General features: G+C 38.7%; 6 protein-coding genes and 1 pseudogene. All 7 read right to left on the bottom strand.

Features of this window, described 5'->3' with window-relative positions; genetic code table 11:
• Nucleotides 1-2: 2 nt before the first annotated feature.
• Nucleotides 3-8,606 carry a non-ribosomal peptide synthetase gene (locus GSQ19_RS29155; RefSeq protein ID WP_011316898.1) on the bottom strand — a complete coding sequence of 2,868 codons (8,604 nt, stop codon included), beginning with the start codon at nucleotides 8,604-8,606 and terminating at the stop codon, nucleotides 3-5.
• Between the two features lie 23 nt (nucleotides 8,607-8,629).
• Nucleotides 8,630-9,454 carry a phytanoyl-CoA dioxygenase family protein gene (locus GSQ19_RS29150; RefSeq protein WP_011316897.1) on the bottom strand — a complete coding sequence of 275 codons (825 nt, stop codon included), beginning with the start codon at nucleotides 9,452-9,454 and terminating at the stop codon, nucleotides 8,630-8,632.
• A 127-nt stretch (nucleotides 9,455-9,581) separates the two neighbouring features.
• Nucleotides 9,582-10,022, bottom strand: coding sequence for a phosphopantetheine-binding protein (locus GSQ19_RS30220; protein WP_235622545.1), 441 nt, complete (start codon nucleotides 10,020-10,022; stop codon nucleotides 9,582-9,584).
• Nucleotides 10,023-10,025: 3 nt separating this feature from the next.
• Nucleotides 10,026-12,821: pseudogene (locus GSQ19_RS29140) on the bottom strand (non-ribosomal peptide synthetase); the annotation flags it as partial.
• 58 nt (nucleotides 12,822-12,879) lie between these two features.
• Nucleotides 12,880-13,695 (bottom strand): class I SAM-dependent methyltransferase, encoded by an 816-nt coding sequence (locus GSQ19_RS29135; RefSeq protein ID WP_011316894.1) that lies wholly within the window; start codon nucleotides 13,693-13,695, stop codon nucleotides 12,880-12,882.
• Nucleotides 13,696-13,737: 42 nt separating this feature from the next.
• Entirely contained in the window at nucleotides 13,738-16,134 is a 2,397-nt protein-coding gene (locus tag GSQ19_RS29130) for a condensation domain-containing protein (protein ID WP_011316893.1), read from the bottom strand.
• A gap of 2 nt (nucleotides 16,135-16,136) precedes the next feature.
• The gene (locus GSQ19_RS29125) at nucleotides 16,137-16,577 is read right to left on the bottom strand and encodes a phosphopantetheine-binding protein (RefSeq protein ID WP_011316892.1); all 441 of its coding nucleotides are present in this window, start codon (nucleotides 16,575-16,577) and stop codon (nucleotides 16,137-16,139) included.
• Nucleotides 16,578-16,626 lie beyond the last annotated feature (49 nt).

The following is a 16,626-nucleotide window of genomic DNA, read 5'->3' as shown; positions in this document are numbered from 1 at the left end:
GATTAATCTTGAGCGAGATAATGTCTCAACTGTTCTAGGAGAGTTTGAACGTGAGGTTTAGTCAGCATTGTGTAGTGCGTTCCTGGCACATTGACAATCTCTACTGATTCCGAGGAAAGTTCATCCCATCCCAAGGTTTGGTTTTGAGGTGCTTGATTAAAGTTATTTTCACTGGCTCTAAAAAGAACTATGCGCTGCGGATAAACTTGTGGTGCGTAATTTAATATGGCTTGAATATTACTTTTGAAAACTTGCAGAAGATTACTAAGTTGCTGATATTCAATATCTGGAGGGAAAATATTAGCTATCTTTGCCTGTTCTAAGAAATATTGCAATTGCTCATCTGGCTTTAATTGCTGAAGTTGTTGCTCAGAAATGGCCAAATTTCTGCCAGTTAAACTAGCCATATCTTGAGCCAGTTGAGATAGCATTTTGGCATCGTTATACTCACTAATATTTGTCGGCTTATTTTGAGGAATTGGTGCTAGGCTATCGAACAAAGCTAGTAAATCAACTCGATCGCCCTGTTGATGTAACTGCTGTGCTATTTCAAAAGCGATCGCACCACCCATAGACCAACCTCCCAAAAGATAAGAGCCTGTTGGTTGAATGGTACGTATGAGTTGAATATAGTGAGCAGCCATGTCTTCGATGCGGTTGTAAGGCTGTTGCTCTCCATCTAAACCTAATGCTTGCAGTCCGTAAATTGGTTGGTCTGGTTGCAGATGACGGGCTAATTCATAGTAGCAAAGCACATTACCACCAGCCGGATGTAAACAAAAGAAAGGTCTTTTAGAACCGTGAGGTTGAAGAGGTATCAAAAGATTGTGAGTTTGTACATCAGACTGCTGGCGTAAAATACTCGCTAGTTTTTCAATTGTGATTCCTTGAAAGAGAATAGACAAAGGCAACTCTTGATTTAATTTAGTCCGAATCTGCGCCATTAAACGTACAGCCGAAAGCGAATGACCCCCCAAGTCAAAAAAGTTTTCCGTCACACCAACCGGGTGAATATCTAAAATGTCTTCCCAAATCTGGGCGAGTTGAAGTTCTAAACTATCACGGGGAAAAATCAAAGTTTCTGTGAAACGAGAACGTATTTGCTGAGGGGCGGGTAATGCTTGATAATCTACCTTGCCATTAGGTGTCAGTGGTAGTGCTTCTAGAGCGACAAAATTCACAGGAATCATGTACTCAGGCAATTTTTCGCGCAGGTAACTGGTTATTTGTGGAATCAACTCTGAAGTTAATTTGCTCTGGCTGTGCAAGGGTTTGTTAGTGTATGTATCTAATGGCTGTTGGGAATTAGTGGCGATCGCACCAAATCCCGGAATAAGATTTGTAGAATTATCTGAGTAGCGGCGAAACAGTACATCGTAACTACCATCAATAGCAGCGTTAGCCCAACTGATATCTACTGTATACGGTAAATCTTGGCTCAAAGTCCAAAATTCTTCAGGATCAACACCTAATGGTGAAAAATTTGACTGCAAGGCTTGTTTGAGTTCAGCAACAGTTTGTATTCCTGAATTTTGTCTTAGTAATTCTACTGCTTTTGCAGATGTTTCTACACGAGCATTGGGTATATTTCGTAGCCCTAGTGTTGCTGGTGCGCTGGACTTTAACAACTGACGTACAGCAGTGACCGTGAGTTTTTCTTCATGCCAATTTAACCACAAAATATCCGGAGTTAAATTTACTTCTGCTTTGATATGAAGAATCACATCGTAGTGAAATTTTGTCAGTTCATTGTGATACGAACCACGTTTAGGACAAATCTGTACATAACTAATTTCTGGCAGATATTTTTGTAGCGCAGTGAAGAAGTCTGGATTGATAACTAATTCCTTCTCAGCAGATAATTGTTCTTGCACCTGTTGGTAAAATTGCGCTGTACTCCATGAAGGCGGAACTCGATTTAACTGCACCCAAGTGTGAAAAGCTTCTAGAAGTGGCAAACTGCGTACACCACCCAGAAAAATACATCCTCCTGGCTGGACAACTTTCACAGCACTTTGTAAAACATCAACAAAATATTCAATGCTAGGAAAATGCTGCACGACTTCATTCAAAATAATGGTGTCAAACTGTTCGGTTGCTATGTCTTGAAAGTTGTGCGCTGCTCTATGTAAAAATGAAACTTTGGTGAGAATATCTGGTTGACGAATTGCCAATTGCTGCTGAGTGTAACGCAAAGCTACATCTGAGATATCTGTACCACAGTAATGCGTGCAGTGAGGAGCTACCCGCAACAAAATCACACCAGTACCACAGCCAATCTCTAATACCCGTTTGGGTTGCATAACTGAGAGGATGCGTTGGGCGGTGCTGTCTGCGTACTCAATAACTTCTGCTTCTGGTAGGGGCTGATTAGTATCACTGCTGATCCAGGCTCTAAGGCTAATTGTAGAGTCTAGCTGAGAAAAGTTCTGATCTTGACTATATATTTCGTCATAAACTGTTTGATAGTTGGCAATATACTGCTGTTCTAGAGTTGTTGCTTGGAAGTAAAGCTGTTGGGGTGATGGTACTATATATGCGACTAAACGAAGGTCGCCTTGTATCTCCCTAGAAACTACCGCCACTTCCCGAATCGTTGGATGTTGTTCTAGTACCGCTTCAATTTCACCCAGTTCGATGCGAAAACCGCGAATTTTGACTTGGCGATCGCTCCGACCTAAAAATTCAATGTTACCATCAGGGCGATAACGAGCTAAATCTCCTGTTTTGTACAAACGTGCGCCTGGTTCATCGCTAAAGAAATCAGGTATAAATTTCTCTGCTGTTAGCTGAGGTTTACCGAGATAACCTCTAGCGATTCCGTCACCACCAATATACAGTTCACCAGTCACACCCACAGGAACAAGTTTCCCATCAGAATTGAGGATATAAATTTGTGTATTATGAATAGGACGACCAATAGGTATACTAATTCCTGCTTCTGGCCAAGAGCAATTGTAGACGCTACTCCATACTGTTGCTTCTGTTGGGCCATACTCATTATATAAAGATGTGGTTTTCAGCAATTCACAGTGGGATTGAACTAATTTTTTCGGGCAGGGTTCCCCCGCTACAATCACTGTATGTAGTGAAGTTAGTTGTGCAATTTCAGCTTGTTCTAATATCAGGGCGTATAGAGAAGGAAGAGAAAGTAAATGAGAAATTTGATATTGAGATATTAACTTCACCAACTTTCGTACTTCTTTTTCTTCACCGACTTGAGGAAGATAAAGAGTTCCCCCACAACACAAAGTCCAAAATATTCCCGCAACTGAGCTATCGAAAGCGAAGGAGGACAGTAAGAGAAAATTTACATCATATTCTGGATAATAATTTATCCTCGCTATGGTGGAGTGAATTAAATTTTTATGAGTTATTTCTACGCCTTTGGGAAGGCCTGTAGAGCCAGAAGTATAGATGATATATGCTAAGTTATCTGATGTAATTTCACATTCAGGATGAGCATCACTGTGTTGTGCAATTGCCTCCCATTCGGTATCTATGCAGATAATTTTTATATTGTGATGAGAAAATTTTGGTAGTAAATGTTTTTGTGTTAATAAGATTTCTATTTTGGCATCTTGCAACATGAAATCTAATCGCTGTTGTGGATAACTCGGATCGAGTGGGACATAAGCTCCACAAGCCTTGAGGATGCCTAAAATACCGACTAACATTTGCGGGTTACGCTCCACGCAAATTCCCACCAAAGTCTCAGTAACTACGCCCAAATTTTGCAAAAAATTAGCTAATTGGTTAGCACTATTATTAAGCTGTAGGTAGGTTAATTGTTGATGTTCACTGGCGACGGCTAGACTGTCTGGTATTCTGGCTACTTGTTGGGCAAATAATTGATGAATGCAATTGTATTGAGGATAATTAATTTTTTCTCCAGTAGATATAGCTAATAATTGGTATTTCTCATCTTCCTTAACTGTCTGATTGGCAACTTCAACTAATTGATAATTTGCTGTTGTCTCTTTCGCCATCACAGCTAAGGTTTGAGCATAGTTTTCACCTATTTTCTCTATTTGTTGCTCAGAAAACTCAAAGGTATTACACATTAAAAATAATTGTAGTTGAGATGCGAAAACATCAAAACTAAATTCAGCGACTAGGGCAAAATCTGTCATTGCAAAGCCCTGGGTGTCGATTATCTGTAAACCACTGAGTTGTTGCAAACGTTCGTAGACATGAAAGCGTGTGAAGTTTACCGATGTTTCTGCTAGACGCTGATTCCCCAAATCGATTTGCATCTGAGCTAATGGATACAATCTGTGGGGTAATAAATCTTTCTCAGCCGCAAAAGTTTGTTGTACTAAGTCTATCCAAGTACCGCCGGAAAGTTTCATCCGCAGTGGTAAGGGAGTGAGAAAAAGTCCTAAACTCCAATCACTATCAGTTGTTTCTGGGCGGCCATGAGATGCCATAATTGTCACCACATCTGATTGCCCACTCAACTGACTAAGTACATATATATGTGCAGCGACTAATACACTCTTAAGGGAAACTTTGGCTACTTTCGCTAGTTGTTGCAATCCAGTTGCAGTTTCATCACTAATGAGAACGGGGAATGCACGAATGGCTGAGGTTGTGGCAGACTGAGGCTGATACTCCCGTGGTATTCTAGTCATCATGCAGCCCTTGAGCTTTTGCTTCCAGTAGTCTTGAGATGCTTGTGACTGGAGGGCTGTTTGTTGTAAAGCAACAAAATCTCGAAAAGCTATCTCAGGCGATAATTTAATAGTTGGTGTTTCTCCTTGTAACAAACTAAAGTAGTTTTCAAATAACTCCGTCAGCATTGTAGCGACACTCCAGCCATCGAGAATTGCATGATGTTCGCTAAAGTTAAACTGAAAAGTTTGGCTGCTACGACGGTAAATATGAAAGCGTAATAGTGGTGGAGATGTCCAATCAAATTTATGGCGTTTTTGGGCTTCTAACTCAGCATTTAATATCTCTTCTTGTTCAATAGTCGAGAGGTGAGATAAATCTTCTACTTGCAAAGCGACAGCAACATTTTTATGCACCAACTGTAACGGTTGACTAAAGTTACTCAAATCAAACGAAGTCCGTAAGACCGGATGGCGATTTATGAGTTGCTGTGCGGCTGTCTGAAAATGTTGCGGTGCAAAAGGAGCTTGTATGTGTAAACTCGCAACATTATGATAAATAGGTGTATCAGTATCATACTCATTATGAAAGAGCATCCCCATCTGAAGCATAGTTAAGGGATAGGCATCTTCTATATTTTCCGGTAATTGCGATCGCTCTTGTTCACTGATTAAGCTAAATGCTGCAATTGATTGTGTGGTAGCCTGGGGATTTTCTGCTATAACTACATCTGCAATCAGTTCGTGAATTGTCTGATGTTGAAAAATCTGTTGTAGGGAGAAATACAATCCACGTTCTTGCGCCAGAGAACGGACTTGAATACTACGAATCGAATCTCCCCCTAAAGCAAAAAAGTTATCATAAATGCCGATTTCTGCAAAACCCAGCACTTGTGACCAAATTTCAGTTAATATCTTTTCTGTGGCTGTACGGGGGGAGACAAAAGCAGTGTCTAATTCTGGTCTGCTGGTGCTTGGTTCTGGTAATGCTTGATGGTCTAGCTTACCATTGGCTGTTAAAGGTAAAGCTTCCACAACCACAAACACTGATGGCAGCATATAATCAGGCAGTTGTTTTTTCAGGAAGTTTCGCAGTTGGCTAGTTGTAGGAGTCTGCTGATGGCGGAAAACCACATAAGCGACTAGATATTTTTCTCCAGATGAGGTTTCCTTCGCCAGTACCACGGTTTCTTGCACAGATGGGTGTTGAGTTAATATCCCTGCAATTTCCCCTAATTCAATACGAAAACCGCGAATCTTCACCTGATGGTCGATGCGTCCCAAGTATTCAATATCACCATTGGGTAAGTAACGAGCTAAATCACCAGACTTATACAGCCTTGCATCTGGCTGATTGCTAAAAGGATGAGGTATAAATTTTTCGGTGGTTAAATCCGGGCGGTTCAGATAACCTTTGGCTAAACCTCCACCACCAATGTACATCTCACCGGAAACGCCAATGGGTACGAGTTGCTGATGTTGGTCTAATATGTACACTTGCAAATCGGGGATGGGACGACCGATAATACTCCCTGAGTTAACTTGCAAGTCTGCCATTGTGATGGGACGATATGTGACATGGACAGTTGTTTCTGTAATGCCATACATATTGACCAACTGCGGATAGCGATCGCCATGTCGCTCACACCAAGGTTGCAAGCTGGAGATTTCTAAAGCTTCTCCACCGAAAATTACCAAACGCAAGGCTAATTGATGATTGAAAGGCTCTTTGGCTTGTATTAGTTGGCGAAAAGCTGAGGGAGTTTGATTGAGTACCGTTACCTTTTGTTTACACAACAATTGATAAAAAGCTTCCGGCGATCTACTCAGCCAATAAGGTACTATAACTAACTTTCCACCATGCAACAAAGCCCCCCAAAGTTCCCACACTGAGAAGTCAAAAGCAATGGAATGAAATAGCGTCCACACATCCTGTTGATTAAACTCAAACCAGGGTTGCACAGCCTCAAATAGACGTGTGACATTTTGATGAGGGACTAATACACCTTTGGGTTGACCAGTAGAACCGGAGGTGTAAATAATATAAGCTAAGTTACCCACGGTAGCAGTACAGGCAGGATTAGCTTGATTTTCCTGAGCAATGATTTGCCAATCTCTATCTAGGGAAATTACCTGAACCTGATGCGGTGGTAAGACTTCCAACAATTGCTGCTGGGTGAGCAAGACTTCTAATTGAGCATCTTGGATAATAAAAGCGAGGCGTTCTTGGGGATAGCTGGGGTCAAGGGGTACATAAGCTGCGCCTGCTTTGAGGATAGCGAGAATACCTACTATCATCCACAAGGAACGCTCGACACAGATACCCACCTTCACCCCTGGTTTGACACCAAGGGAACGCAGGTAATGTGCTAGTTGGTTTGCTTGTTGATTGAGAGCTTGGTAAGTTATTTGTTGCTCTTCAAAAACAACTGCGATCGCTTCTGGTGCCTGTTGTGCAGATTGTTCAAATAATTGATGAATGCAATAGTGCTGCGGATAGCTAATTTCTGGGTGATTCCATTCATATAAAAGCTGATGTTGTTCAGCCGCACTTAAGAGAGGTAAACTAGCAAGACGCTGGTCAGGGTTAACTGCAATACCACCGACTAAAGTTTGAAAATGTCTGACCATTTGCGTAATTGTCACTGCATCAAATAGGTCTGTACTGTACTCCAGCCAACCATTTAGACCTTGTGAGGTTTCCGATAGTATCAAGGTTAAATCAAACTTAGCGATCGCTGTATTGATTTCTAGCAGACTCAACTTTAAGTCACCCAATTCCCCAAGCAACCTAGACCGATTTTCCAGCACAAACATCACTTGTATCAATGGATTTCTGCTTAAATCCCTCTGGGGCTGTAGTTCTGCGGCTAACTGCTCAAAGGGAATATCCTGATGTGCATAGGCCGCTGATGCCTGTTCATGTACCCTAGCAATTAGTTCCCGAAAACTGGGATTACCCGACAAATCAGTACGCAGCACCAAAGTATTGACAAAAAAGCCAATTAACCCTTCAGTTTCAGCCCGGTTACGGTTAGCAATAGGAGAACCCAGCAGTATATCTTCCTGTCCTGTGTAGCGATAAAGCAAAGTTTTGAACGCCGCCAACAGGGTAACAAACAGAGTAGTTCCCTCTGTTTGACTCAGAGTTTTGAGGGCTTGCGTCACCTCAGCAGATAAAGAAAAAGATTGCGTAGCACCCCGAAACGTCTGAATTGCTGGGCGAGGACGGTCAGTAGGTAGTTCTAGTGCAGGTGGGTGATGTCCTAGCTTTTCTCGCCGAAATGCTAATTGATTTGCGAGAACTTCTCCTTGCAAGTATTGACTTTGCCAAAACGCGAAATCTGCATACTGAATAGGTAATTCGGCTAGGGGAGAAGGTTGACCACTACAAAATGCTTCATACAACACCATTACTTCACGAATCAAGACATCTATTGACCAACCATCAGCAATAATGTGATGAATGGTCAATAATAGTACATATTCAGTTACATCTAACTGTAATAAAGTTGTTCTTAGCAGTGGCGTTTGTGTCAAATCAAAGGGCTTTTCTGCTTCTGCTTTTATTAATCGAGTGACTTCAGTTTGACGTTTATCATCAGGTAAATCCTGTAAATTTACCACAGACAAGGGTATGCTAATAGTTGGATTAATTATCTGAATTGGTTTACCATTGACAGTCTCAAAACGGGTGCGTAAAATTTCATGTCGTCGGGCAATTTCATTAAATGTTTGTGCCAATGCCGCAATATTCAAACTTCCCTGAATGCCTATAGCAGCAGGCATATTATAAACAGAAATATCAGGGTTTAACTGATGCAAAAACCACAGTCTTTGCTGTGCAGAAGAAAGCTGACAAGGGCTTTGGTCTATTCTTTTCGGAATAGTTTTCTGTTCTGGTTTACCAATTCCTCTTTTCTTAAGTAAAAGCTGTAAAAGTTCGTACTGTTCTGGTGAAATATCGCCGAGGCTTTCAGAAAAATTACTCATAATTAAATTAATATCTATAAATTTTATTTTGTAATTAAAAAACTATCTGATACAGGAGTAATCGATTGATAATCTCGACTAACAATAAACTCTGGTCTTTTATTCGGAATGCTGACAGGGATATTTTCAACACTGTTATAAGTAATAATTACCACACTCCGAGAAAAAGGAGATATATTACTAGGTGAAGCATGAACAATATTACTATCAAAAAATAACGCCGAACCAGCTAATGCTTTGATAGCCGAAATTCCATATTTATTAACTAAATTAGCAACAGTATGACGATTCAAAGAATAAGTTAAGTTATTAGAAAAATTTGCAGACCATTGGGGATTATTCTGCTCTTTACTATCTATAACATTTTGGGTAACAATATCAATCATTCCCTCTTGATGTGAACCAGGAATAAAAAATAGCGGCCCGTTAAATTCATTCATATCATCCAGAAAAATCACAACATTCGTCACTCTATTAGTTGGCATTCCATCTTCTTTTCGCCAAAAAATATAATCTTGATGCCATTGCCAAACATCACCACTAAACGCCGCCTTAATATTAATTTTGAATTGATAAACATAAACCTGACTATTTAAAATTTGCATTGCAGGCTCAACCAAACGAGAAATTTGTGAGAGATTCTGAAAAACATGACTATTAGTATGAGAACCGTGAATAGAGCGAATAGTTGTTTTATCATTCTCTAAAACTGTGTAATCAGCATTTCCTGCCAAGAGATGAGCCTGTTCAGTTTTCATTCTTTCCACTTCTAAAGCAGAAAAATAATCGGGTAATAAGATAAAACCCTTCTCTTGATATTCCTTTAACTGCGCTTGTGTCAAAATCATAGTCATGTCCTCAATAAATTAATCCTCAGTCAAAAACTCCGCGTGACTCTGCGTTTACTTCGCGCGACGGCAGTCGCTACAACGGGGGGAACTCCCGCAACGCGCTGCCTCCCCTCTGCGTTTAATATTACTTATCAAGCATCTCCCTCACCTCCTCCGGTGAAAACTGTTGAATTTCTAACAATATTTGAGCAATATTTTCCACAACATCAACTCCACCTAATTGCTGTGTAATCACCTCTAATAACCCTGCAACTGTCGGTGTTTCAAATAGTTGAGATAGCGATAACTCTACCTGAAAAATCTTGTTCAGCTTAAAGAAAACTTGCGTAGCTAACAGCGAGTGTCCACCCAATGCAAAGAAATTATCATAGATACCGATTTGATTCACACCAAGCGTTTGTTTCCAGATATTTGCAATCACCTTTTCAGCCGCAGTGCGTGGTGCTATAAAGTTAGCCTTGAAGAGATAATCATCTAAATTGATATTCAGTAATGCTTGGCGGTCTATTTTTCCATTTGATGTTAAAGGTAGTGATTTTAGGAAAATAAAAGCTGATGGAATCATGTACTCCGGTAGCTTTTTTTGTAAGAAGCTATGAAAATCACTCGTTGCTTCCTGTACTGCTTGATTAGATACAATATAAGCAATCAAACGCTGCTGATTTGTGGTGTCTGTTTGAGCCAAAACAACTGCTTTATTTACATCAGGATGCTGATTTAATACAGCTTCAATTTCACCCAATTCAATCCGAAAACCTCTAACTTTAACTTGGTTGTCGATGCGTCCTAGATATTCAATATTCCCATCTAATAAATAGCGTGCTAAATCTCCAGTTTTATAGAGACGGCTACCAGTTTCTTTACTAAATGGGTCAGGAATAAATCTCTCATTGGTCAAATCTGGTCGGTTCAAATAACCTCTTGCTAAAGAAACTCCCCCAATATAAAGTTCACCAATAACGCCAATGGGAACTGGTTTTAGGTGTGAATCTAGAATGTGAATTTGCGTGTTCGCAATTGGAGTACCAATAGGTGGATGATATGACCATTCATCAGGATTTGGACTCAATTTTAAGGCAGTTACTACATGAGTTTCTGAAGGGCCATAATGGTTATGCAGGGAACAATGTTTTAAGGCTTTAAAGAAGTTGATGATAGGTTTAGTAATTTGTAATTGCTCACCTGTAGTTGTGATTTATTGCAAGTGTTGTAACATTTCAATATGCAAGGGAGCAATACCAAAATCACCAACAAACTCAGCTAATTGTTGTAAGACAACAACCGGGATAATTACCTTTTCAATGGACTGTGCAGAAATATATTTGCCTAACTTAATAACATCAACTCTTAACTCTTCAGATGCAATAAATAGTGTTCCCCCACTGAGCAAAGTGGCAAATATTTCATGAAAACTAGCATCAAAACTCAGGGAAGCAAATTGAAGGGTACGAACTCCAGTTAATAAAGTTGAATTATGCCATTGAAGAAGATTGATTAAAGGACGATGAGCTAAACTTATACCTTTAGGTTTACCAGTTGAGCCAGAAGTGTAGATTATATATGCTAAGTTATCTGCTGTTACTTGATTAGCTAGATTTTCTGAATTTTGAGATTTGATAAGTTCTCTATCTTCATCTAAGCAAATAATATGCAGTGCATCTTGAGTAATGCCCTCAACTAATTTTTTGTGCGTCAGCAGGACTGATATTTGGGTATCTGCTAACATAAACGCTAGTCGTTCTTGTGGATAGGTGGGATCTAATGGTACGTAAGCACCTCCAGCTTTGAGAATGGCTAATAAACCTACCACCATGTCTAACGAACGTTCTAAGTAAATACCTACAGGTACATCTGCTGTTACTCCCAAAGCTTGGAGATAATGCGCTAGTTGATTCGCTTGAGAATTCAATTCTTGATAAGTAAGTTGCTGGTCTTGAAATACTACTGCAATTTTGTCTGGTGTTTGTTCTACCTGGGCTGCAAATAACTGATGAATGCACTTATCTTGGGAATATTCTGTTTGAGTATTATTCCAGTTTGTGAGTAGTTGTTTTTCAATGGGGCTTAAAATTGGTAATTCACTAATTGCTATATTTGATTGATGAATAATGTTAGTTAATAATGTTTGAAACTGACCCGCTAATATTGCAATGCTATCTGCTGAAAATAAGGTGGAGTTATAGTGAAATTCTGTAGTAATTGTATCTGCTTGCTCAAAACAAGAAAGTTTAATTTTAAATGGTTCTAAGCAAACATATTTTTGAGCTATTGTAAATGAAAGTTCGTTATTAATATAATCATGTTGTAGCTGTTCAAATTCAAAGCAAAATAGTGGTGATCTCTCCTCAATATTTTCTAATTCTGGAAATATTTGCTCCCAGCTAAAGTAATCTTGTCTAACATTAACCTCAGTAGCTGATTGGGCGATCGCTTGCAAAGCTTGGTAAAAGTTATAATCATTTTCATTTAGAAAATGAATTGGTAAATATTTCGCAAATAAACCAAATGCAGATTGCAAACTTTCATGGGAGCGACCATCAAAAAGAACAGTAATAGCAATATCTGGTTGTTGGGTAATACGAGACAGTAAAATCGCAAAACAAGTTAATAAAAATTCAGAGGTTGAAGTTTTGCATTTTTGTACAAAAGCTTTGATTTGCGCTACTAGATCAGGAGAAAGTTGGATAGCTAGAGATTGCGGTTGAAACTCTGATTTAACAGTAGCTTGATTTTCTAAAGGCAGTTTTAAACCAAGAAACTTATCAATCTCATGTTCTTGCCAATATTCTCTACCTATATCTGTGTCTGCGATAATTTCATTCTGCCAAGCTGCAAATTGGGTATATTGTATAGGTGGTTCATTTACATCATGATGTGCAGTTTGAGAATAAAAATTGCTAATTTCTTGTACTAAGTTATTCAGAGTTTTGCTATCAGCACAAAGGGCAGGAAGTGTTAAAATTAATGTATGTTGTTGTGGCGATAGAGATAGCAGATAGCAACGCATCACAGTCTCAGACTGCAAGTTAAGATAATAGTATTTTTCTGACTCAAATAATTCTGTAATTCTATCCTGCTGCTGTTCCCAGGCTAAACTCGTCAAATCAATTTCTTGCCAGTATATATGGGGTCTATCGCATATACATTGAATAGGAAATTTAAAGTTGGGTATTTTGTGAAACCTTGTCCGAAGAATTTCATGTTTATTTATCAATTTATCGAAAGCAGATTTGAGAATTGCAACATCAAGGTTTCCTGTTATGGAAATAGCCAGTTGGACTCTGTAAGCCGAACTATTTTGCTGCAATAGCCAAAGGCGTTTCTGTTGTGGTGAAAGTTCAAATCCTTCAATAGTATTTAGCATATTAATTTTGTACAGTTAAAATCTAGTATTGGCCAGAATTACTAATTAGTAATTACTATTAAGGCTTACATCCAAAAGCCAAAAAACCTGTAATAGCGCAAAAAAAACGACCAGCTTGACTTGCTGCTTCCAAATTAGTAATCCAATTAGCGGCTTCTGCGATTGAGATTAAACCTGCTTGCTGGGCTTTCATCGCCGCATTAATTACTCCCAAATGTTTATCTGCTAAGGTACAGTCAGTCAAAATTAAAGTATATGTATCAACATTGATTTTATGTAACCCAACTTCTTGAAAAAGCGTAGGTAATTGTCGTCCTATCCAGCCGTTAACGCAACTATCACAATGAAAGTTTAATATCTTGCGAGTTAAAGCGCGATCGCCTGTATCAATGACCAAAGTTTCCCAATCAGGATCAGAAACAACAACTCGTCCACCGCAACGGGTGACGCGCACTATTTCCGTTAAAGCTTGGCGGGGATTTAACAAATGTTGAAAAGTGCGATCGCTACGACAAGCATCAAATGTACAATCGGGAAACTCCAGCTTTTCTGCATCGCCTACATAATATGCAACAGGTAAACCCAAATCTGCGGATCGGCTTTGGGCTTCTTTCACCATTGTCTCACTGCGATCAATTCCAACTACTTCGCCAGCATTTCCCACTTTGACAGCAAGCGATCGCACATCATCACCTATTCCACAGCCTACATCAAGAATGCGATCGCCTGCTTGTATTTCTAAGCGCGTAAATGTTTGTTGTTTGTACTTCTGAATAGAATTTAAGCTACTGATAGCATCTAAATAAGATACAAAATCTTGCGGATTTGCAGTATCATCAACTTTACTAAAACCAGCTATATTTTGCTTTTTCATATAGTTTTCCTATTCCCTGTTACCTGTTCCCTATTTCCTAAATTAATGTTCTTGCGTAAACGCCTCTCCCATCGCCACCAAAATTTTGCGTTTACCCACAAATGGATTGCGACCATGCGCCACTAACATATTGTCCAGTAATAATACATCTCCTTTCTGCCAAGGAAACTTTACAGATACTTGCTGATAAACTTCCCGAATTTCATCTAATACTGAAGTCTCGATAGGAGAACCATCACCATAATAAGTATTGCGGGGAATATCTGACTCCTTAAATAGTTCTAAAAGTGCTTCACGTACCTCTAAATCTAAATTTGAAATATGGAATAAATGCGCTTGATTAAACCACACCATTTCTTGAGTTTTTGGATGTATTGCCACACTCGGACGTATCTGACGAGTTCTGAGGCGGTTTTCATCTAGCCATTCAAATTCCATCGGGGCTTGACGACAATAATCTTCAACCACAGATTTATCATTAGTCTGAAATGCTTCTTGCCAAGAAAGGTCTATACCATTGCCATAATTACGGACATACATCACTTGTTTTTCGATAAATTTATCTTTAATTTTTGGATTAATTTTTGCTAAAAACTGCCGACAATCTGCAATAGGAGTTTCTCCGCCATATACGGCTGTTTCTGCACAATAAAAACAAATTTTCAGAGGCCAAGTATAAGCATAAGAAAACTCATTATGCAAAGCAATATGCTCATGAGCAGGATACTCGGTTGATGTATAAATATTTCCACCTAAATCTGTTCGTGGCGTTGAACGTTCTCGGTATTCTAGTAATTCTGGAGAAATCACTCTCATGAACTTTTCAAATATCGATGTTGAGCTAATCTTAAAATCCCTAAATAAAATTGCTCCATGCTTTAAAAGCTTTTGTTCAATAAAATCTAAATTATTCTGACTCCATGTAACTAAATCTAGATTGTCTTCCAGTGGTTGAATAACTATAGGTATTGGCTTATCTGGAAACAAATAATTTATTTTTACCAAACTGCCAAAAGATAATCTAAAAGTCTGTGGTTTGATAGTGGCTAATTTTTGAAAGTTTATTTTTTGACTTTCTTGCAATTCTTGATTCTTTTGTTTTTTTTCATAAGCCTGAATTTTATTTATTAATTCATTTATTTTTAAAATTGGTGCATTCACCATATTTACTAACAGATAACGGAAGTTTTCTAATATCCTATTAATTTTGTTTTCATGAAAGCAACGGACATCATAACTAGCTTTTAAACATAACTCTATACCTGGAATTACATTGATAGTCAGGGGATAATTAGTCGAGTCTTCTGTATGAATTTTGCTAATTGTGAGACTGCCAATTTCTGCCTGTAAAACATCTAGAAAAGTATTTTGAAAAATCAAAAGACTGTCAAATAAAGCTACACCTGGCGGTACATCACTCCAACTTTGAATTTGTACAAGTGGAGTATATTCATATTCATGTAATTGAATCTGTTGACTTTGGATACTTTGCAGCCAAGTTAATAATGAATCTTCTGGAGATACCTGCACTCTTGCAGGTAAAGTATTCACAAAAATGCCTACTGTAGATTCAACTCCAGTCATACCAACTGGGCGACCTGACATAACTTTTCCTATCAGTACATCTTGATTACCGCTATAATAACTAAGCAGTAATGCCCATGCTCCTAATACTAAATTGCTCGCAGTTAAATGGTATTTTCGAGCAAAATTATTTATCGATGCTGTATCACTTGCAGATAAATAAATTGTTTGATGCTGATAATATGCTGGCTGATTTATCTGATTTTTAATATTTTTATACAAAGGTGTTGGGGTAGTAAAACCTTGTAAAGTTTGTCGCCAGAAAGTTTCAGTTTGAGAAATATCTTGTTGCTTCAACCATGTAATATAGTCTCGAAAAGGCGGATTTGTTGCTATGTCAAGTTGTTTACCATTACAAAAATTTTCATAAAAAGCAAACACTTCTTTTTGCAGAATCACACCAGACCAGCCATCTAATACTAAGTGATGGCTAGTCCAAACAAATTGATAACTTTCGGCAGCAATTTTAATAATAGTTAACCGAATGAGTGGCGGTTTGGCTAAGTCAAAGCCATGCATTTTATCAGCTAGACAATAATCTTGTAGATGTGCTTGTTGATTTGCAATATCAAGTTCACACCAATCATATTTGGCAATTTCTAGTTTTACCTCACGGTAAACAATTTGAACTGGCTTTTCTAGTCCTTCCCATACAAAACCTGTCCGCAAAGCAGAATGTCGGTTGACAACTTCTTGCCAAGCCTGTTCAAAGGCTAATAAATTTAGATTACCTTGTAAAATACAAGTTGTTTGGCTAAAATATACACCAGAATCAGGCGCAGACAGTACGTGAAATAGTATGCCTTGCTGAGTAGGTGAAAGGGTGTAAATATCTACAATATTTTCAGCTTCCATATTTAACTTTGATGCTTTTTGAGAATTTGATTAAGTTCGGCTTGGCTCAATTCTGCTTCCGAAAATTGTGCCGTTTCTGTAGTAGTTAAAGTCTGTTGCTTTGTATTGAATAAACTTGTATCTGCTACTGTTGCTAGTTCGGCAATTGTGGGATGGTCAAAAATTTGATTGATGGTGAATTTAATTCCTAATTTCATTGCTCTAGCAGCAATTTTAATGCTTTGGATCGAGTCACCACCCACTTCAATAAAATTGTCATGAATACCAACTTGCTGGAGTTTTAATACATCAGCCCAAATATTAGCTAATGTTTCCTCGACTGCTGTGCGGGGTGCGACATAATTGGTTTGTAATTTTGTCGCTTCTTCTTGCATTAACATTTCCAGAAGTTGGCGTTTTTCTGGGGAAAGTTGATTAATCTGATTTAAAATATCTTCGTTCATGTCAAGAATATAGAGTTAAGGTATTTCACGCAGAGACGCGGAGGCGCGG

The sequence above is a fragment of the Trichormus variabilis 0441 genome (assembly GCF_009856605.1).
GTDB classification, from domain to species: Bacteria; Cyanobacteriota; Cyanobacteriia; order Cyanobacteriales; family Nostocaceae; genus Trichormus; species Trichormus variabilis.
This window is presented reverse-complemented; position numbering and strand designations above follow the sequence as displayed.